Annotated in this window: 19 protein-coding genes and 2 pseudogenes; 11 read left to right on the top strand and 10 right to left on the bottom strand. The window is 45.4% G+C overall.

Going from position 1 to position 19061, the window contains the following annotated elements; all coding sequences use genetic code 11:
- Positions 1 to 238: 238 nt before the first annotated feature.
- The 8 genes and pseudogenes from KW548_22560 to KW548_22525 form a co-directional block, all read right to left on the bottom strand.
- Positions 239 to 883 (bottom strand): 1-acyl-sn-glycerol-3-phosphate acyltransferase, encoded by a 645-nt coding sequence (locus KW548_22560; protein QXX08413.1) that lies wholly within the window; start codon positions 881 to 883, stop codon positions 239 to 241.
- Between the two features lie 9 nt (positions 884 to 892).
- A complete protein-coding gene (locus tag KW548_22555; protein QXX08412.1) occupies positions 893 to 1825 on the bottom strand; it encodes a phosphatidate cytidylyltransferase in 933 nt (310 codons plus the stop codon).
- Positions 1818 to 2574: pseudogene (locus KW548_22550) on the bottom strand (CDP-alcohol phosphatidyltransferase family protein). Before KW548_22550 ends, KW548_22555 begins: the two are co-directional and overlap by 8 nt.
- A gap of 673 nt (positions 2575 to 3247) precedes the next feature.
- Positions 3248 to 3493, bottom strand: coding sequence for a hypothetical protein (locus tag KW548_22545; protein ID QXX08411.1), 246 nt, complete (start codon positions 3491 to 3493; stop codon positions 3248 to 3250).
- A 28-nt stretch (positions 3494 to 3521) separates the two neighbouring features.
- Positions 3522 to 3737 carry a DUF3820 family protein gene (locus KW548_22540; GenBank protein QXX08410.1) on the bottom strand — a complete coding sequence of 72 codons (216 nt, stop codon included), beginning with the start codon at positions 3735 to 3737 and terminating at the stop codon, positions 3522 to 3524.
- A 72-nt stretch (positions 3738 to 3809) separates the two neighbouring features.
- Positions 3810 to 4163 carry a helix-turn-helix transcriptional regulator gene (locus tag KW548_22535; GenBank protein QXX08409.1) on the bottom strand — a complete coding sequence of 118 codons (354 nt, stop codon included), beginning with the start codon at positions 4161 to 4163 and terminating at the stop codon, positions 3810 to 3812.
- 210 nt (positions 4164 to 4373) lie between these two features.
- A complete protein-coding gene (locus KW548_22530; protein ID QXX08408.1) occupies positions 4374 to 5540 on the bottom strand; it encodes a D-alanyl-D-alanine carboxypeptidase in 1167 nt (388 codons plus the stop codon).
- A 212-nt stretch (positions 5541 to 5752) separates the two neighbouring features.
- Positions 5753 to 6115: an NADH:ubiquinone oxidoreductase gene (locus tag KW548_22525; protein QXX08407.1), complete on the bottom strand. Its 363-nt coding sequence runs from the start codon at positions 6113 to 6115 to the stop codon at positions 5753 to 5755.
- 469 nt (positions 6116 to 6584) lie between these two features.
- Here KW548_22525 and KW548_22520 point away from each other — a divergent pair, with 469 nt between their 5' ends.
- Positions 6585 to 7748, top strand: coding sequence for a threonine/serine exporter family protein (locus KW548_22520; protein ID QXX08406.1), 1164 nt, complete (start codon positions 6585 to 6587; stop codon positions 7746 to 7748).
- 45 nt (positions 7749 to 7793) lie between these two features.
- Here the strand turns inward: KW548_22520 and KW548_22515 are convergent, their stop codons facing one another.
- Complete coding sequence (locus KW548_22515; GenBank protein QXX08405.1) at positions 7794 to 7997, bottom strand: ribosome alternative rescue factor ArfA; 204 nt, start codon at positions 7995 to 7997, stop codon at positions 7794 to 7796.
- A 389-nt stretch (positions 7998 to 8386) separates the two neighbouring features.
- Here KW548_22515 and KW548_22510 point away from each other — a divergent pair, with 389 nt between their 5' ends.
- The 3 genes from KW548_22510 to KW548_22500 all read left to right on the top strand — a co-directional run bounded on the left by KW548_22510 (position 8387) and on the right by KW548_22500 (position 9739).
- Positions 8387 to 8596, top strand: a complete 210-nt coding sequence (locus tag KW548_22510) for a cold-shock protein (GenBank protein ID QXX08404.1) — start codon at positions 8387 to 8389, stop codon at positions 8594 to 8596.
- Positions 8597 to 8670: 74 nt separating this feature from the next.
- Positions 8671 to 9210 (top strand): YaeQ family protein, encoded by a 540-nt coding sequence (locus tag KW548_22505; protein ID QXX08403.1) that lies wholly within the window; start codon positions 8671 to 8673, stop codon positions 9208 to 9210.
- On the top strand, positions 9203 to 9739 hold the full coding sequence (locus KW548_22500) for a hypothetical protein (protein ID QXX08402.1): 537 nt from the start codon (positions 9203 to 9205) through the stop codon (positions 9737 to 9739). The genes KW548_22505 and KW548_22500 overlap by 8 nt, the downstream gene beginning before the upstream one ends.
- A 38-nt stretch (positions 9740 to 9777) precedes the next feature.
- Here KW548_22500 and hmpA read toward each other — a convergent pair whose 3' ends face one another.
- Positions 9778 to 10950, bottom strand: coding sequence for an NO-inducible flavohemoprotein (gene hmpA, locus KW548_22495; protein ID QXX08401.1), 1173 nt, complete (start codon positions 10948 to 10950; stop codon positions 9778 to 9780).
- A 243-nt stretch (positions 10951 to 11193) separates the two neighbouring features.
- On the opposite strand from hmpA, the gene norR reads away from it, so the two are divergent.
- From norR to KW548_22460, 7 genes and pseudogenes are all read left to right on the top strand, one after another.
- Positions 11194 to 12783, top strand: a complete 1590-nt coding sequence (gene norR / locus KW548_22490) for a nitric oxide reductase transcriptional regulator NorR (protein ID QXX08400.1) — start codon at positions 11194 to 11196, stop codon at positions 12781 to 12783.
- Between the two features lie 102 nt (positions 12784 to 12885).
- A complete protein-coding gene (locus KW548_22485; protein ID QXX08399.1) occupies positions 12886 to 13245 on the top strand; it encodes a glutathione S-transferase N-terminal domain-containing protein in 360 nt (119 codons plus the stop codon).
- A 20-nt stretch (positions 13246 to 13265) separates the two neighbouring features.
- Positions 13266 to 13886 carry an HAD family hydrolase gene (locus KW548_22480; GenBank protein ID QXX08398.1) on the top strand — a complete coding sequence of 207 codons (621 nt, stop codon included), beginning with the start codon at positions 13266 to 13268 and terminating at the stop codon, positions 13884 to 13886.
- A gap of 94 nt (positions 13887 to 13980) precedes the next feature.
- A pseudogene (locus tag KW548_22475) lies at positions 13981 to 14602 on the top strand (NAD(P)H-dependent oxidoreductase).
- Entirely contained in the window at positions 14599 to 16518 is a 1920-nt protein-coding gene (locus KW548_22470) for a monovalent cation:proton antiporter-2 (CPA2) family protein (protein QXX08397.1), read from the top strand. The pseudogene KW548_22475 and the gene KW548_22470 overlap by 4 nt, the downstream one beginning before the upstream one ends.
- 52 nt (positions 16519 to 16570) lie before the next feature.
- A complete protein-coding gene (locus KW548_22465) occupies positions 16571 to 17905 on the top strand; it encodes an MATE family efflux transporter (protein QXX08396.1) in 1335 nt (444 codons plus the stop codon).
- Positions 17906 to 18104: 199 nt separating this feature from the next.
- Complete coding sequence (locus KW548_22460) at positions 18105 to 19028, top strand: DMT family transporter (protein QXX08395.1); 924 nt, start codon at positions 18105 to 18107, stop codon at positions 19026 to 19028.
- Positions 19029 to 19061: the final 33 nt, after the last annotated feature.

Genomic DNA, 19061 nt, shown 5'->3' with positions numbered 1-19061 from the left:
ATATTGATAGCGCTCTGGGTCGCACTTTTTATGTGGTTTACCCAGCCTTTGAGTGGTATGAGAGCACCAGACCACCGTTTGGTTCATCTCCTGAAGATAGTTATATCTCAATCCAAGGGACAAAACCCAAAGACGCTAAGGTCAAAGCCTACGGCACTTTTTTGTGGGCCTTGCAGCAGGCATAATCCCTCCCCCGCACCTCACCGTTTATGCACGTTATTGACGTAACAAAGTGTATTTACTCTTCGTAGTTAGTCACGATACACGCTTGTGCCAATTGCTGATATTCGGTTTGCATGGTCGCGAGAAACTCATCCGCACTGTCAAACGTCGCAATCGGTGCGCCCAACACCACATCACAATTAAAGGGGACAAACATCGCGGTGCCTTTGGGTAGCGCGCGCCCCAACCCTCGCATCACAACCGGAACCACAGGGCAGGCTTGATGTTCGTTAATCAAATGATAAATGCCTTTCTTTAAACCGCTCATGGTTTCCGGTGCACCGCGACTGCCTTCAGGGAATATGATCAAAATATCGCCCTGGTTGAGTGCCTTATGACACTCATCAAAAACCGCGTGACGATCACTGTTACTCGGAGAACGATGAATGGGAATAATGCCTAACACATTGAGTGACAGCCATGCCGAGACTTTGTTTTTGAGGAAGTAGTCCGCCGCCGCCACCGGGCGCACTTTGTGTACCATACTGATGGGAAAGAGCGCCAGTAACACCAAGGTATCTAGATGGCTGTTGTGATTCGCCGCGACCACCACTGGGCCCTTCAGCGGCAAGTTTTGCCTATTGATAAGGTTTAACCCTAAGCCAACAAACACCAATGGTTTCACGAACAGCAGGACGAACAGAACTTTGAACATTCTCATCGCGTCCTCCTAGTAGTAGAGATAGTAAATGAAATGGAAAAACAAAGGCGCCGTAAACATCAGGCTGTCGATACGATCCAAAATACCACCATGTCCAGGAATAAACTGGCTGGTATCTTTAATTTGTAAGTCGCGTTTGACTGATGAAATGACCAAATCACCAATAAAGCCGCTAAAGGTGATGATCATGCCAGCGACTAAACCCTGCACGGAAGTTAGCGGTGTCAGATAAGGTGCAACAAAATAGCTGGTGATGATGATGGTTGCTGCGCCACCGATAAAGCCTTCCCACGTTTTATTTGGACTGACTTTCGGTACAATTTTATGTTTACCAAAGCTCTTGCCCCACACGTATTGGCACACATCATTAAACTGGGTAAAGACTAACAAGAACAGTAGCATACCCATGGAGCCCGCCTCTGGGTTCTTACTAGGCAGTACTAAGAGATAGGCCATGTGGCTAACACAAAACACCGTTAGCATCAGCGCCCAATGAATGATACCAGCTGAGCGAATGAAACCTTTGGTATCACCAATCAATACCGCCACCATTGGCAAGTATAAGAACATGTAGACCGGAATAAAGATGATAAACATGCCATACCAACCGATCGACAACCAATAGTATTGAAATGGGATAGAGAGGTATGCCCAGAAAATCACGCGTCGATCAGCCATGCGGGTAGGCACTATTGAAAGGAACTCTTTCAGCGCCATAAAACTCAAGAAAGCAACAAAGATCAGCGTGTATTGAGTCGGCAAGTAAAGTACAACGAACACAATCCCTATCATCCACCACCAAGAGCGAATACGCAGTTTGAGTTCGTGATAATCTTTGCTTGGATTACGGCGTGATAAATACAGGTAAACCAGCGTACCAATCACCAGCACAAGGGTGATCGCCGCCATCATATGTAGCGAATGCATCGGGATATTAATCATGATCAATCTCCCCTATTGGCTTTTGGTCTGATTCTTTGGTTGGCGATTCGTCTTGTTGGCAACCTTGTTCCGTGGCAGCAAGGGGGCTCAGTTGCGCTTTGGTATTAAAAATGAACACCAAACGACGCCAACAGGTTAATGCACAGCCAAGCACCATAACCAGCAGCGCGATATCCATTAAGTAGGCACTAAAAAAAGATTGGTAGGAAGCCAAACCATTGATTAAATGCCATCAGTAACAAGGTTACTGTCAGCAGTGCCATGCGGTGCTGTTTTGCCATTGGTCCACGAAAATCCGCAGGGCAATCCATACTCACGCCTAACACGCGAATATAAGCGGAAAGTACCGCAAGCAGTGCCGCTACCCAAGCAAGTGGCATAGCAAACGCAGAGTTAGCCACCAAGCCAGCAGCGATGATCAATAAAGGATCGGCGATGCGATCGGGCACATCGTTAAACAATTCCCCAGCAGGCGTTTTCTTACCGCCTTCTACAGCGACCATGCCGTCAAAAAGGTTACATAACAACCTCATTTGAATCATCAGAGCAAACAGCACCAACCACATTGCCATTGGCCATAGGTGGTAGCCAATCGCAAAAATAAGGCCAACTGCGGCAAAGGCCATACTCATTAGTGAAATTTGGTTAGGGGTGATGTTTTTCTGACTTAACCAAACGGCAATACGTTTGGCCACTGATATTTCACGCACCGCGAGAGGGCGACGATTAGGCTCATGCTGGGTCGGCATGTGGGGCATCTCCTGAAAAAAGTACTGTTCCGATATCAAAACTCTGGTTCGTTGAGGCCTCGTGGATATTCAATTGACGATAATTGGCGGATGAGTTTGAATTCGGTCGCTGTCCTAAAACCATACCATCCTGTTCACAGGCGTTCTAATTATGCCTGTTGCCTTAATCATAATTAAGCCCAAATAATATTTTATTTAGTGAGCTCGATACCATTAAATCGTAAAGGCTGTTTTTATTTAGCAGAAAGAAGTTCAACCACCTAACCAATACCCAATGTAATGGGAGCTAGATTCACTGACTGACAAGCGCTTTACTGATATATCATCTAGGAAAAAATAAATAACAACATAATCATTAACACAGTAAGGTGAATAAGTGGAGTGAGGCGCATCAAATCGGTTTGGGTAAATCAATGAAATTGACGTGAAGCAACCGAGAGAAATATCTCCGACGACTCAATATTTCAAATAGCATTGTGAGAAAACAAGAGTACAAGATAATACTTGGTAGCTATTAGTTTGTACTCTTGCAGAATACAAAGCGAATCGTGTACCGGTGTTTGTTCAAGCCACTGTGCGATAGAACCACAAAGAGTCAGCTAACGCTCTGACTCTTTGTATTAGAAACAGGATTTATTTCGGGATAGGGTAAAGATACTCAGGCGGGTTACCCTTAGGAATTGGGCTGATAACCCTTCTTCATCACTAGTGTTTGCATCGCCTCTGCAAAGGTTGTTGTTCTGCCTTTGGCCTGAACCTGCACCACCTTAAACCCCATCTTTTCTAACGCTTGTCGTTCTTCCAAGACGGCGTGGTCATCTTGCTGGCTACCTTCGGCTGGCTGATGGATGTAGCACCCCTCTAATTGACCATCTTCAACCAATTGGTGATGTCTCAAGGCTTCAATATCAAAATTCATAGTAAGTCTTTTATTTAAGTTCTGCGGGTTACATGCGTTTCAAAGGCTTAACAACGCTGTCTAATCCTTCAATTTTTAGCGCAAGGCATAGCTTGAGGAGATCGCCCAGCTCGCCATTAGGAAAGCCCTTCTTGTCAAACCACAACAAATATTCTTCAGGAAGATCAATCAAAACGCGTCCAGCATATTTGCCAAATGGCATCTGTACGCGTGCTAATTTCAACAGGTTTTCTTTTTCTAACATGGTCTTGTTATTCAGAAACAACAGGGAGACTAGAGTACCATCGAAATCGACGACCAAACAGAAGAACTCACCTTATATTTGATTCAGAGTATGCGCGTACTCAACCACAATTTGGTTGCCTTCTATGTAAGCGTTTTGAATCTCACCATCAACACTCATACGGCTTTGAAGATAAACGACCTTAGGACCGGTTTCACTGGTTTCCTTGAGAGAGGGAAAAACCAGTTTAGCATCGAGATGGAGTAGTCGGCAGAATTGATTAATGAAGGACATGGTCAAAGGCTCGTCTCCACGTAAGAGCTGCGAAAAGCTCAGCTGGTTCATCCCTAATTTTTTAGCAAATTCCATTTGCGTGAGACGCATTTTGGACTTCTGAGACATCCATGTATTGTATAGTGCCTCTCTATCCTTCTCGGTAAATTCCATTGAGTGAATCCTTGTATCGCTTAGTATGATGAATTCTGAGCGTTATCATTCACTAAGATGTCAGCGAGGAGTTAACGTTAGTTAAAAGTTTGGTTTGTTCACTGCCTGTCTAGGCATCGCTTCGCCTGATAAGAAATAGCAATGTGCTCAAATCATGCCTTCAACACTCAATAAAAAAGCGGCGCTTTACGCATCCGCTTTTCCAGTCAACTAAAACCAGCCCGAGATCAATCGCTTAAACCAGTCGACCAATTGTTTAAACAGGCTGCCTTCTTCCACGTCCGTCTGAGCAATGAGGTCAGCCGTGGCAACGTCATCTCCATCAACACTGTAAATGATGGTCCCGACTTTCTCCCCTTGACGAATCGGGGCGACCAATTCACGATCAAACTCGACTTCAGCCGTGAGCTTTGCTGCATTGCCTTTTGGTAAGGTCATGTATATATCTTCTTCAACACCTACGCTCAGCTGATCTTGTTCACCCATCCAGATTTTTGCTTCGGTTACCATCTCACCAGCTTTTGTAGGTGCAACTGTTTCAAAGAAGCGAAAACCATAACTTAGTAGCTGCTTACTTTCCGATTCACGGCTTTTGCTGCTGCTCGCCCCCATCACGACGGCTATCAAACGCATATCACCGTTGGTTGCCGATGTGGTTAAACTGTAGCCAGCACCACTGGTATAGCCCGTTTTCATACCATCGACATTCATACTGCGATCCCGTAAAAGACCATTTCGGTTGTATTGAGTAATGCCGTTGTACGTGTAGGAAGTCTCGCTATAAAGAGGGTAGATATCGGGTAGATCACGAATGATGGCCTGGCCCAGCTTAGCGATATCAAGAGGGGTAGAATAAAGGCCACGACTGTCTAAGCCGTGTGGATTGGTGTACGCGGTATTCTCCAAACCCAGTTTTTCAGCCCAAGAGTTCATCAAATTGACGAAAGCCCCTTCACTGCCAGCGACGTATTCTGCTATCGCCACACTCGCATCGTTGCCTGACTGAACAATTAGGCCGCGATAGAGATCCATCATAGGTACAGTGGTACCCACTTCAATAAACATCTTCGACGAATCTGGAAAGTTCTTTGCCCAAGCATTTTTGCTGATCACAACTTGATCATCCAAGGTGATATTACCGGCTTTCATTTCCTGCCCCGCAACATAAGCGGTCATCAGTTTGGTCAAACTCGCTGGGTTTAACCTAGTATTCGCATTCTTTTCAACCAACACTTTTCCTGTGTTGTAGTCAATCAATACATACCCCTTGGCCCCTAATGTCGGAGGCTCAGGGATAATTGTAGGTGCCGCATTGGCATTGCATGTCGCAGCGATAGAGGAGAAAAGTACGGCTTTTAGAAGAAACGTTTTTTTCATGGGACGTTACCAACTCTAGTCACAATCGGAGTATTTATGATGAGTTTGAGTATAAACAAACATCAATGAAATTTATTCGCTTTGTAATCAATCGTTACGCTTATTGAAAAGTTTTATGAAATTATGAGAGTGTGACCCCACATACGGTTAGATTAATACAAAAAAGCCAGTGTTCACAACACTGGCTTTATCAATCTCGATTCTGTGAGCTACTAAGCTTGAGCTTCCTGAACCTTCTTCGGTTTTGGCGTAATGCTGTCTCGGTAGCTAAACCATAAATAAGTCACTATTAAAGAGAAGAAGAGGTAGGACAATGCGAATACCAATGGAGACGTAATCAACTCTTCCGACATGCTCCAACTCACACCGATCACCGTAATGGTTAACTTAGAGAGCATACCGCAGATGAGTAATAGCAATGCAAGCTGAGGGAAACGTGTGGTTCTGAACGCAAACCAGTAACAACTACCCACAGCCAACGCAGAGATAGAAAGCCCCAACATGAAAGAGTGAAGGTGATCAGCGGATAGTATACCTGCTGAAATCGATGCCATTATTACCAGAAATAGTTTCATCTTTAACCTCGCTTTTTAAATGGGAAAAAGCTTCCTTTCATTCTTGCAAACTCATTTTGCATATATTTTCGCCGTTTTCACACTAAATTCAACCCCTAAATTGATACATTTTTTGTCCACCCTATACCCCTACTCCACATGTAAAATAACGGTTAACAAAACAATAGGTAAGGTTCCAGACGGTTCAAGCCTTTAGGACACTAAAACAGCAAAAAGAGAAATATAAGGTTACATTTTAGTAACAATATTTACATCTATAGTTATTGCCAATTTTGTGATCTGATGCGTTTTTGCTCATCGATTAGCGAGTCAAATAGCCGCTTGAAATCTAAGTTCTCGCTTTTGGATCTGTTACTTTGTGAAATATCAAAAAGAGTGTGACTCTAGCCACTGTTCAATAGATTGATACTCGAATAGAACATATCGCTCTGATACCTTTGCGCGCATTCGATATTTCGTACTACATACCATGCCTTCAGAGTACAGAATCAAAAAGATCGTTGAGATCGGTGATACCTTACATCGTAGTGGCTGCGCGCCCTACAAATTAGAAAAATACACTCAATTTTATGCTCGTAAACATGGCGTCGATGTCATGATTCAAGCAACGCCTACCACGGTTAATTATCAGTTTCCCGACGATAACAATGCTGTGGTGATGAAACGCCATCAACCGGCTTCGATTAACCTCAGTTTGCTGGCTAATACCATCATTCGAATTAACCAACCGAGTAAGGAGCCCGTTCCGGAACCTGTCGGCTACCCCAAATGGGTGATCGCACTTGCGAACATGGGCATTCCTCCAGCATATCTGATGCTAGTCGGCAGTACGTTAGAGGCGGTGTATATATCCATCTTTCTCGGTTTTCTCGCTTGGGGTGCACAACAAGTCTGCAAAGCTAGACGCTCCATTGCGGTGGAGTTTGTGGCTGCCTTGGTGACTGGTGTTCTCGTCGCCTTTTTCGCAAGTACCAGTGTCGATCTTCCCGTATGGGCGTTGTGTATCGCCGCTATCGTCCTATTTGTCCCCGGTTTATCCATCGCCAATTCACTCGAATGTCTGGCATTTAACGATTTGGTATCTGGAACAAGCCTGCTAGGTCAGAGCTTTCTCACCCTAATCAAATTGTTTGTCGGCATTATGATGGGGTTGAATATTGGAGAAGCCATTTGGGGGCAACCAGAGATCACTTCTTATGTCAATGAGATACCGACTTGGCTCCATATCTCAGGCCTATTTCTCATTTCAGTCTCCCTTGGCATCATTTTTAATGCCAGACCAACAGACATTCTGCTTGGTTTGCCAGTTGCGGTACTTGGCATGTGGGGACCGTTTTACCTAGGTTTCGAAAGTGGTTGGGTCGTGGGGACTTGGATTACCACCGTGCTGATCACGCTCTACGGTACTTGGGTAGCGAAGAAGATGGACCTCACAGGGTCTATCTATATTGTCCAGGGCATCATCATCTTGGTGCCAGGTAGTCGAGTTTTGGTCAGTGCTGGGCAATCTGTGTTTGAGCAATCCATTTTACCTATTCCTAGTATCGGTCTTTCAGCACTGTTTATGTTTTCAGCGATCGTCGCTGGTCAGGTAACGGCTTACTCTATCTACTCTCCGCGAATCGAACGATAGTTACAACCCATAGCGATAAATAGAGCCCTATTCGAAAGCAGCTGTTTAAGCAGCTTTTGAATAGGGCTCTTTGCCCTTATGTTTTAGCTTGCGTGTAAAGCTTCCCTTTCCTTTTCCTGCCCTTTCGACACGTGTTTTAAATAGTGGACTGGTGACAACCGCTTTTAGCGCATTATCTTGTACTTCACCTCGCCCGACTTCTAAATTCGCTCGAAGAGAAGCGACATCATTCCTTTTTTTTTCTGGCACTCTTGCCCATAATTTTGTCCTGCATTGATTTTACAAACGACTACCAATCGATGATAAATTACTCATCAAGGCCATATTTGGTAGAATAAATCACTAAACAAACGAATGTTACACTATCTACAGCCCAAACAGTAATATTTCCGAAACTATACATAGCGCAAGTTTCGGATGAAAAGAGCATAGTAACGGAAAACTATCATATGAATTTTATTGACTTAGTGCCACTTAGCTTTAGACTAGAGGGCAGCTAGAAAACGGTTCTTGTTTTTATTTCGCCGTTTCGTTGGATTTCTTGTATCTCTTCCGTAACGTCGTGCGCAATAGCAATCTCCTTTTCCACGCTATCGTTGCCGTCATGGCTTTTACAAGATTTATCAAGGATATACATTATGTCTAACACTGTTACTGGTACAGTTAAATGGTTCAACGAAACTAAAGGTTTCGGTTTCATCCAACAAGAAAACGGCCCTGACGTTTTTGCTCACTTCTCAGCAATCACTGGCGACGGTTTCCGTACTCTAGTTGAAGGTCAAAAAGTTGAGTTCACTGTATCTCAAGGTCAAAAAGGCCCACAAGCTGAAAACATCAAACTAGTTTAATTTTTAACTAGATAGATAAAGTTTTACAATAGCCAGCTTCAAGCTGGCTATTTTTTTATGTGTAGTAAACGACTATGGCTATAAAACCGACTATCTATAAGTTCCGAATTTCGCTCTCGGACACTAACCGTGACGTCTACGATTCTCCGCAACTGACTATTGCACAGCACCCATCAGAAACCATTCCACGAATGATGGCGCGTATTCTGGCTTACTGTATTCAATATCAACCAGAACTGGCATTCACTAAAGGGTTGTCTTCAATTGAAGAACCGGATCTCTGGATCAAAGCACTGGACGATACGATCCTACACTGGATTGAAATTGGTGAACCTTCCCTTGATCGTATTAAGAAAGCCACTCGCTTAGCTAAAAGGGTCGACATCTTCACCTTTACCAGCAAATCTGACGTCTGGTGGGCACAAACCAAAAACAAATCTCACCAATATGACGCCAACATATATCGACTCAGTGCAGAAGGCATCGATGCTTTGTCTGACGTCGTTGAACGCGGCATGAATTTATCCATCATGATTACTGGCAGCAGCTTGTTCATTGACTGTGACAAAGGCTCATTTGAAGTGCAGATCGAGACTCTACAATCTAATGACTGAGCTAGTTAAGGCATTCGCCGCGATTAGGGCAGAGTCTCTGGACGCCGTAAAGGAACATCCCAAACTGTGGCAGCAGTTTTTGCAGCAACAATCGGCCTTGTTTGACAAAGTAAAACAGAATAAACCCAATAGCGCCGACGAATCCCATTTACTCGGCATCATGACGAAAGCGCATATTGAGTGCCTGTCTCGTGTTGAAACCAACCGAGAGGCGGTTCAAGCCATGTGGAAAGCATTACACGATAACCTTGGTGAGCAAAATGCCAAGCGATTCGAGTATCAAGATTATCAAATGCTAACTCTGGTAACACATGTCTGGCTCTATATTCAGGGTTATCTGAAAATGGATTTCAGCCTGGCTAATGACCACGCTGAAACCACCGCTAATCTACAAAACGACCTTTCTGGTCTAGATGTCAATGCCATCCGGACACAGTATCTCGCGAGCTACTACTTGGGAAGCGACAATTCCCCAGTAACGCAACGAAGCAACCCTATTTGGAGTTGGTTCAAACGCACCTTCGGTTGATTAAAAAGGGCTTCCCACTGGGAAGCCCTTTATCAATCTTAAAGATAGGTATGAGGTCCAAACACTTCGTAGTGAATTCGATCTCTTGTCACACCCAATCCTTCTAACTGCTTAACCACCGCTTCCATAAACGCGACTGGTCCACAAAGATAAAAGTCAGCACTGCTTAACGGTAACTCGCGCTCCACTAAAGACAGGTTCATCTGTCCTTCGAAATGAGCCTGATCGTTTAAGTACCATGTAAACTGCTGCCAACCGCGCTGTGAAATCAGCTGTTCTGTTTCACTCTTGAAGGTATGTTGTTCAGCGTTATTACAAGCGTAAAGGTACGAGACGTCTTTTTTATTAGCCGCAGCCAATGTTTGCAGCATCGACTGGATTGGTGTCGCGCCAACGCCGGCCGAAATCAGAACCACTGGCGCGCCTTTTTCTTGATAGTAGAAATCACCTGCCGGTGCATATAAATGAACGGTATCGCCTTCATTTACTTCGTCATGCATGAAATTAGATACCAATCCATTGTATTCCCCAACTTCACGTTTAACTGAAATTCGGTAGTTTTTGCCATTCGGTTTCTGAGACAGAGAGTACTGACGAATTTCATTGTGCTCGCCTGCAGACGGCTTAACTTCAACACCAACGTACTGACCAGGGTTGTAATCCAACACATCACCACCATCCTTTGGTTCAAGCACAAAACTGGTAACGTATTCTGATTCAGGTTGCTTCTGTTTAACCACAAACTGACGTGCGTTTTCCCAGCCACCAATGGCTTGCTTACGCTGAAGATACAGCTCGCCTTCACGATCAATAAACACTTTTGCCAAGAACAGATATGCCGCTGTCCATGCCTCTTCCACTTCTTTGGTAAATGCCTCTGACGCCAATTCGCGCAAGGTTTCAATTAGGTGATGACCAACAATCTGGTAGTGTTCAGCTTGAATGTTAAAGCTAGTGTGTTTATGAGCAATACGTTCAACTGCTGATGTCAATGCTTCAAGGTTTTCAATGTTCTTAGCGTAAGCTGCTACCGCTTCAAACAAAGCAACACTCTGACGACCCGTTTTCTGGTGTGTCATATTGAAAATGTCTTTGAGTTCAGGGTTATGCAAAAACATTCGATGATAAAAATGTTGGGTCAGAGCCGGGCCAGCATTTTCTAACAATGGGATGGTACTTTTTACGACTTCAATATGTTGGTTGTTGAGCATCTTGATTCTCTCCTCAGTGGGGGGTTATCTTTTCCCTTGTATGAGCACAATTGATGCCAAGTTTGAAAACTACCTAATTACTTGGATTTTATAGTATTATCCATTGAAATAAAGTCATTATGACACAGTTGATTTATGTCCAAATGACTCTAAAATATAATAATCACACATTCGTATTGGTTACTTTTACTTCACTGCATTCTCTATATTAGTAACCGACGCACTCTGGAGCTTAGCCTTACCATGCAAGACATTTCAGTTTCTACACTGATCGATATGACCATTGGCCTCGCGACGGGTCACAACGAACATGACCGATTCAATAAGTTGCTTGATGCGATTCGTAAAGCCATCCAATGTGACAGCGTCGCTCTACTGTCTCTGCAAGGCGACACTTTGGTTCCACTTGCCATTCAAGGTTTAACAAGAGACACACTAGGCCGTCGTTTTAAAGTTGAGGAACACCCAAGATTCGAGGCGATCTGCGCCTCAAAAGCCGCGGTACGCTTCGACGCTGACTGCGAACTGCCCGATCCATTCGACAACCTCCTTCTCGATTACGATGGTGACCTACCGATGCACGCCTGTATGGGTCTACCTTTGCTATACTCGGACAAACTACTTGGCATCCTGACGCTCGATAGCTTAACACCCAACGTTTTTGACCAAATCCCTACTCGCAGTTTAGACGCCCTGTCGGCAATATTAGCTTCTACGCTTAAAGTGGCAATGACCGTTAACCAACTAGAACACCAAGCTAAGCAGACACAGCAACGATTTGAAGAACTCAATGAAGATGCATGGGAGCGCGATGGAGGAGAGATCATTGGAACCAGCAGTAAAATGATCTCGTTGAAATCGGACATTGATGTGGTCGCTCCATCCAATTTTAACATTTTGATCAACGGAGAAACGGGGGTAGGCAAAGAGCTTGTCGCGCGTAGCCTCCACCATTTATCTCATCGTCGTAAGCAACCTCTGGTCTACGTCAATTGCGCGGCTATCCCAGAAAACTTGGTCGAAAGTGAATTGTTTGGCCATGTAAAAGGCGCCTTTACCGGGGCAGATAAATCACGCCTTGGCAAGTTTGCCTTAGCAGACGGAGGCACTCTATTTCTCGATGAGATTGGTGAACTGCCACTCGCGGCACAAAGTAAGATTCTACGCGCCTTGCAGAACAATGAAATCCAGCCAGTTGGGCAGGACAAGGTCGAGACCATCGATGTACGTGTGCTTGCAGCGACCAATCGTGACTTAAAAGAAGAAGTCAGCGAAGGCCGTTTCCGTTCTGATCTCTATCATCGCCTCAGTGTTTATCCGATCAGCGTGCCGCCACTCCGAGAACGTGAAGGCGATATCGTTTTGCTAGCGGGTTATTTTTTAGAGCAGGCGCGTCGTAAACTGGGAATAGTGCAAATAAAGCTCGGCAAAGATGCCCAACTCCTGCTTTCGCGTTACAACTGGCCGGGTAACGTGCGAGAGCTGGAACATGTCATTAATCGCGCGGCTTTGAAAGCCCGAGCAAAGGGCAACAGTGGCAAGTTGATCACCGTATCCATTGACGATATCGGTGAGCTCCATTCTCTGCCCACTGAAAACTCGGTGGCGATACCAAGCCCTGCAAGGCAGATTGAAGCGATAAATGGAACTCAGGGGCTACGCGAGTCGACAGAAGCTTTTCAGCGAGAACTCATTACACTTGCGTTAACCGAAGCAGAATTTAACTGGGCGAAAGCGGCCAGACAGCTAAAAACCGACCGGGCAAATCTGACCAGGTTGGCAAAACGATTAGGTATTACTGTCACTAAGCAGCACAAGATAAGTACTAATTAACAGGGAACTTGGTTACAATGCCAACACTCATTATTCGAGATACAAAAGTGGGAGAAAACCCACATTAAAGTCGCTCAATTTGTTGTTTTTGAAAGGAAGATTATGAAGTTCATCCGTTGGTTCCTTGGCCGTGTTATCCTGTTGCTTAACTTTGTCTTCTCACCAAAAGGCGTGAAGCGTACGCAAGAAGACCAGCAGGCGGTCAATGAAAAAGCTCAGTCTCTTGCCCTGTATCAGTTTGAGGCGTGCCCATTTTGCGTCAAAGTTCGTCGTGCTATGAAGCGTCAATCCGTCAATATTGAATTGCGCGATGCTAAAACAAATCAGGCACACCGTTCTGAACTCGAAGCTGGCGGTGGCAAAATCAAAGTGCCATGTCTGAGAATCGAGAAAGCAGGCAAAGTAGAATGGCTGTACGAGTCTTCTGATATTGTGGCTTACTTGGAGCAAGAGTTCGCCTAAATTACGCTAAGGAAAAGTTCATGGATGTTGTTGTGCTGGAAATTACCGAGATTAAAGCGATCGTCTTTGATCTGGACAATACGTTAGTCAGCTCAGACTTGGACTTTCAATGGTTACGAACACAAGTCGGCTGTCCCAAGGACGTCGACTTGTTGACTTTTATCGATGAGCTGGAGTGCACTCAATCTGCTCTAAGAGCCAAACAGTTAGTCCTTCAACACGAGCTGGATGATGCGGATCATTCCTCGCCCATGCCCGGCTGTCATGAGTTACTTGACTTCATCGCCAAACAGCAACTTCACACCGCGATCATCACTCGCAACTGCCAACAAGCTTCTCAGCGCAAGGTTGCTCACAATCAGCTTAATATTTCTCGTATCATCAGTCGCGAACACTTCCCACCTAAACCGGCTCCAGATTCACTTCTAGCACTCGCAAAAGAGTGGCAATTGGATCCGCAACAGATTCTCTACGTAGGTGATTATGTCTATGACCTAGAGGCAGCAAGCAACGCGTGTATGCCGTCTTGTCTCGTGACTCATGGTAAACCGAGTACATTTACTCAACATGCTTCATTGACCGTGAATCATCTCTGCGACCTATTGGACTTGTTCTCAACTTTTTATCAACAAAAAAACTGAAACTATTTCATGACTTAGCAGAAAGTAACCAATGGTTAAAAGCTGATCTGTGTGCAACAATAAAGTTCTAAACCTAAGATCTGCGAACTGGATAATGTCAAAGAATAAAGTTTTAGTCCTCTATGCCCACCCCCTCTCAGCGACGCTCTGAAGTTAACCAACCACTGTTTAAAGCCTGTCATGCAGTCGAAGGGGTTACAGCGGTTGATCTGTATTACGAATACCCGACCTACAACATCAACATCGATCGTGAGCAACAACGCCTAATCGACCACGATGTCATCGTATTTCAATTCCCACTTTACTGGTATTCAACACCTTCAATTTTAAAAGAGTGGCAAGACTTGGTATTGGAGTACGGCTTTGCTTATGGCCACGATGGCACTGCATTACACGGTAAAAAGTTTCTTTGTGCCCTCACTGCAGGTGGTCAAGAAGAAGCGTATCAGACAGAAGGCTACAACCACTTCACCATACGTGAATTACTCCAACCTCTTGAACAAATGGCGACACTGACAGGTATGGAATACCTTGCTCCATTCGCTCTGTTTGGTGCTCGTACCGCGAAAGAAGACGGTCGTATCAAAACACATGTTGAGGCTTGGCAAACACTGCTATCGGCATTGGTTGAAGATAGAGTCGATTACGACAAAGCGGCAAAAGTCGAAAAACTCTGCCACTGTTTGGATGAAATCATTGTAGGAGGTTTACAATGACCGGTTATTTCCTACAGGCATTTATCTATCTTGTTGCCGCTGTCATCGCTGTTCCTATTGCAAAGCGACTTGGGCTCGGTTCTGTACTCGGTTATTTAATTGCAGGCGTCGTCATTGGACCGATCATAGGTTTAGTTGGAGAAGAAACAACCACCATCCAGCATTTTGCTGAATTTGGTGTTGTGATGATGCTGTTTTTGGTCGGCCTTGAGTTAGAGCCAAAGATGCTCTGGTCAATGAGAAATCGCTTGCTTGGCTTAGGAGGATTACAAGTCGGGGGAACCACAGCGGTCATCATGGGTGTCGCTTTACTGTTTGACCAACCATGGACTATTGCCCTTGCAATTGGTTTGATCTTCGCACTTTCTTCAACAGCTATCGTACTACAGACCTTTAATGAAAAGGGCCTCAACAAAACAGAGGGAGGACAGAATGCCTTCTCGGTATTGCTGTTCCAAGACATCGCCGTCATTCCCATGCTGGCGTTTATCCCACTATTGGCACTCCCCGAGTTGGTGGAACAAGCTCAGGCGGCGGTCAGCAGTGCAGCCGATCACCATGATGAGCTCAGTTTAGTCGCAGGTCTACCGGGTTGGGCGTATGCCTTGGTGATTATTGGCTCTGTTATTGGTCTGGTCGTTGGAGGACATTATTTAAGTCGTCCACTGTTTCGTTTCGTCGCCAGTTCAGGGCTTCGTGAAATTTTTACCGCTACGGCATTAATGTTAGTTGTCGGTATCGCGGCGCTGATGAGCTTAGTTGGTTTGTCCCCTGCACTCGGGACTTTCCTTGCAGGCGTTGTTCTGGCAAACAGCGAATTTCGCCACGAGCTTGAGTCCAACATCGATCCGTTTAAGGGCTTATTGCTTGGCCTGTTCTTCATCACCGTTGGGGCTGGCATCAATTTTGGTATCCTGTTCGACGACTTTGCACTTATCATCGGTTTAACACTGGGCGTAATGTTGCTCAAAGCGACCATTCTTTACGTGTTAGCGCTGATATTCCGTATAAAAAACAGCAACAAGTGGCTGTTTACACTCAGCTTGGCCCAAGCGGGCGAATTCGGTTTCGTCTTGCTTAGCTTTACGGTGCAGAATCATGTCATTCCACAAGATATTGCTCAAACTCTGTCACTGGTGGTCGCCCTATCGATGTTCCTAACTCCGGGTTTATTTATCCTGTTTGATAAAGTCATCTTGCCAAGATTTGAGCTTGAGTCGAATGACCGTGAAGCCGATCAAATTGAAGAAAAGGGCACCGTCATCATCGCGGGTATCGGCCGCTTTGGACAAATTGTAAATCGATTACTTGTCGCTAATGGGGTCAAAACTGTGGTGCTTGACCATCAGGCTGCTCAAGTGGATGTCGTACGACGAATCGACACTAAAGCTTACTTTGGTGATGCCACTCGGCCCGATTTACTTCACACAGCTGGTATTGAAGAAGCTTCTATGCTGGTTATAGCCATTGATAACCCTGAAACCAGCGTTGAGCTGACCAAGTACGTCAAACATACGTATCCAAAGGTCAAAGTGTTGGTTCGTGCCTTCGATCGAGGTCATGGCTACCTATTACGACAGGCTGGCGCTGACATTATCGAGTCAGAGACTTACCATTCTGCGCTTGAACTTGGAGCACAGGCCTTGAAATCTCTGGGATACCACCCATTTCATGTAGAGCAACAACGAACTGCGTATCGCCGAATTGAAGACAAGAAATCCGACATGCTTTATCAGGCTTGGGAAGATGACTCTGAAGGCGAACGATTTGATAACAACTACCGAAAACTCTTTATGCACCTCGAAGAGCAAATAAAACTGGCGATGAATACCGATCGCTCAGACAAACATGAGGGTGGTGAGCGAGGCTGGACACCGCCACCCAAAGGTTATGCTGAAGAGTTCAAGGAAGAATAAGTTGAGACCGGGGCACTGCCTCGGTTTTTCTTTTACAGAATGATTGAACGATATGACTGCTACAAACATTGAAAACTCCCCATCACTGGGTCAACAGCTGTTCAAAATGACATGGCCAATGCTATTTGGTGTCCTGTCTTTGATGAGCTTTCAGTTGGTCGACAGTGCTTTCATCGGCCAGCTTGGCGTACTGCCGCTTGCAGCACAAGGTTTTACCTTGCCTATTCAGATGATCATCATCGGTATTCAAGTCGGATTAGGCATCGCAACAACCGCCGTAATCGCCAAGGCTATTGGGGCTAACAACACACGCTTTGCCCACCAGCTTGGCGGGTTAGTGATTGCCATGGGGACCATTGGTGTTGCGGTTATCTCTGTGTTTATTTACCTTATTCGAGTCCCTATCCTACAGTTACTCAGTGCTCCAGAAACCCTGTTTCCTGTGATTGACAGCTACTGGATCTACTGGCTGATCAGCGCTTGGACAGGTGCTCTACTCTATTTCCTTTACAGTGTTTGTCGAGCCAATGGTAATACTATGCTGCCAGGCACAATGATGATGGTCACCAGTGTACTTAACCTAGTCCTAGATCCCTTTTTCATTTTTACTTTGGATCTCGGGTTGAACGGTGCCGCTATAGCCACCATTGTCGCCTTTGGTATCGGTATCCTGATCGTTGCGCCTAAGGTCACACGCAAACATTGGATGAGCTTTGACTGGCATGATCTCAACATCGCGCAAAGTGTTAAGTCGATTGGTAATATCATGGGGCCAGCGATGATCAGCCAGTTGCTACCACCTTTGTCTTCGATGTTAGCCACCAAATTACTTGCAGGGTTTGGCACTGCCGCAGTCGCTGCTTGGGCGTTGGGATCAAGGTTCGAGTTTTTTGCTATCGTCTCAGTGCTTGCGCTGACAATGTCTATGCCACCCATGGTCGGTCGATTATTAGGGGCGAAAAACATCACGGATATACGCCGACTCGTCGTCATCGCCAGCCAGTTTGTGATTGGACTTCAACTCCTGATTGCTGCTATTACCTGGCTATCAGCAGATTGGCTAGCTTCATTGATGACCAGTGAATCTCAAGTCACTGAGATTTTAATCTGGCACTTATTGATTGTCCCTGTCAGCCTCGGACCACTAGGCATCTGCATGCTAATGGTATCCATTGCCAATGCATTGGGTAAATCCTACACAGCCTTAACCATGTCAGCGCTGCGTCTATTCGCGTTCTTCTTGCCTTGTCTATGGCTGGGTGCACATCTTGGCGGAATAGAAGGGCTATTTTGGGGTTCTATGGTTGGTAACCTATTAGCTGGTATCTGTGCATGGCACATGTATCAAAAAGCACTGAGGCAGATTGAAGCCAATCTTGAGCGATAAAACTGATTGCCTTTCCTCACTATGCTGGTTAATCTGGTTTTTCATCACTAAGGAATATCTCTGATGCAAATTTCGTTTACTTACCTTTGGCTCCTTCTCATTGCCTGTAGCCGGTAGGTAAACCTGTGCCTGGCTACGAGAAAACGTAGCCAGCCTAATTCTTCTCGTAGCCCAACTCTCAATAAAGGATACGAGAATAATGACCGAAAACACCCAGACGATTCGACCTCCTGCTTTTCGCTCAACTCAAGTTGGCCTATTGCTGGCTCTAGCGGGTTGTCTACTCTTCTCCATTAAACCTGTACTTATCAAGATCGCCTACCAATACGGTGGTGATGCAACTTCTATCATGACGCTACGTGCATTCAGCTCTCTGCCTCTTTATCTGGCCATGTTGGTGTATTTGTGTCGCACACCAGACAATCGTACCAAGGCCAAGCAACATGGTCTTACAGCCGCAGCTATCGGTATCATGGGCTACTACATCGCCAGCTATCTGGATATCGCCTCATTGGAGTTCATCTCTGCTCAATTAGAGCGACTACTGATTTTCTTGTTCCCCACTTTTGTCGTGCTCATTAGTTGGGCTCTGTATCGGCAGGTCCCAAGCCGTCGGGTCATTGTGACCACATTGCTTGGCTATATTGGTATCTCTTTGATCTTTGTCCATGACTTTAACACCCTTGGCAGCTCTGTTTTATTCGGCAGCGGTCTCGCCATCATGTCAGCCTTAGTGTTCGCCTTTTATCTTGTGTGGAGTAAGCCGCTCATCTCAAGAATGGGTAGCTCTCTGTTCACGAGCATTGGCATGGGAAGTGCCGGAGTCGCAATCGTCATTCACCTGCTATTAAGTCAGGCAGAAATCTACAGTTGGAGCTCAGAGCTTATTACCATCGGCGTTACATTAGGTATTTTTTGTACGGTTGTTCCTTCCTATTTGATTGCGGCCGCGATGGCGCGCTTAACACCGACTCAATTGAGCCTAACCAGTAATATTGGCCCTGCGATCACTGCGATATCTGCAGTACTCGTATTAGGGGAAGCATTTACTGTTTGGCACGCTATGGGAATGACTTTGGTTGTAATTTCGGTTTACCTGCTCAATAAACCTAAAACCCACTAGCCCGTCATCGCTGGCGTCGCAATACCGTAAAAG

Source organism: Vibrio neptunius (assembly GCA_019339365.1).
Lineage (GTDB): Bacteria > Pseudomonadota > Gammaproteobacteria > Enterobacterales > Vibrionaceae > Vibrio > Vibrio neptunius.
This window is presented reverse-complemented; position numbering and strand designations above follow the sequence as displayed.

Excerpts from the sequence above, each read along its gene's own strand:
- KW548_22485 (QXX08399.1), top strand. The coding sequence starts at position 12,886 with ATGAAGTTCATCCGTTGGTTCCTTGGCCGTGTTATCCTGTTGCTTAAC.
- KW548_22535 (QXX08409.1), bottom strand. The coding sequence starts at position 4,163 with ATGGAATTTACCGAGAAGGATAGAGAGGCACTATACAATACATGGATG.
- KW548_22560 (QXX08413.1), bottom strand. The coding sequence starts at position 883 with ATGAGAATGTTCAAAGTTCTGTTCGTCCTGCTGTTCGTGAAACCATTG.
- KW548_22465 (QXX08396.1), top strand. The coding sequence starts at position 16,571 with ATGACTGCTACAAACATTGAAAACTCCCCATCACTGGGTCAACAGCTG.
- KW548_22510 (QXX08404.1), top strand. The coding sequence starts at position 8,387 with ATGTCTAACACTGTTACTGGTACAGTTAAATGGTTCAACGAAACTAAA.
- KW548_22545 (QXX08411.1), bottom strand. The coding sequence starts at position 3,493 with ATGAATTTTGATATTGAAGCCTTGAGACATCACCAATTGGTTGAAGAT.
- KW548_22555 (QXX08412.1), bottom strand. The coding sequence starts at position 1,825 with ATGATTAATATCCCGATGCATTCGCTACATATGATGGCGGCGATCACC.
- KW548_22520 (QXX08406.1), top strand. The coding sequence starts at position 6,585 with ATGCCTTCAGAGTACAGAATCAAAAAGATCGTTGAGATCGGTGATACC.
- KW548_22530 (QXX08408.1), bottom strand. The coding sequence starts at position 5,540 with ATGAAAAAAACGTTTCTTCTAAAAGCCGTACTTTTCTCCTCTATCGCT.
- KW548_22470 (QXX08397.1), top strand. The coding sequence starts at position 14,599 with ATGACCGGTTATTTCCTACAGGCATTTATCTATCTTGTTGCCGCTGTC.
- KW548_22540 (QXX08410.1), bottom strand. The coding sequence starts at position 3,737 with ATGTTAGAAAAAGAAAACCTGTTGAAATTAGCACGCGTACAGATGCCA.
- KW548_22480 (QXX08398.1), top strand. The coding sequence starts at position 13,266 with ATGGATGTTGTTGTGCTGGAAATTACCGAGATTAAAGCGATCGTCTTT.
- KW548_22500 (QXX08402.1), top strand. The coding sequence starts at position 9,203 with ATGACTGAGCTAGTTAAGGCATTCGCCGCGATTAGGGCAGAGTCTCTG.
- hmpA (QXX08401.1), bottom strand. The coding sequence starts at position 10,950 with ATGCTCAACAACCAACATATTGAAGTCGTAAAAAGTACCATCCCATTG.
- norR (QXX08400.1), top strand. The coding sequence starts at position 11,194 with ATGCAAGACATTTCAGTTTCTACACTGATCGATATGACCATTGGCCTC.
- KW548_22525 (QXX08407.1), bottom strand. The coding sequence starts at position 6,115 with ATGAAACTATTTCTGGTAATAATGGCATCGATTTCAGCAGGTATACTA.
- KW548_22505 (QXX08403.1), top strand. The coding sequence starts at position 8,671 with ATGGCTATAAAACCGACTATCTATAAGTTCCGAATTTCGCTCTCGGAC.
- KW548_22460 (QXX08395.1), top strand. The coding sequence starts at position 18,105 with ATGACCGAAAACACCCAGACGATTCGACCTCCTGCTTTTCGCTCAACT.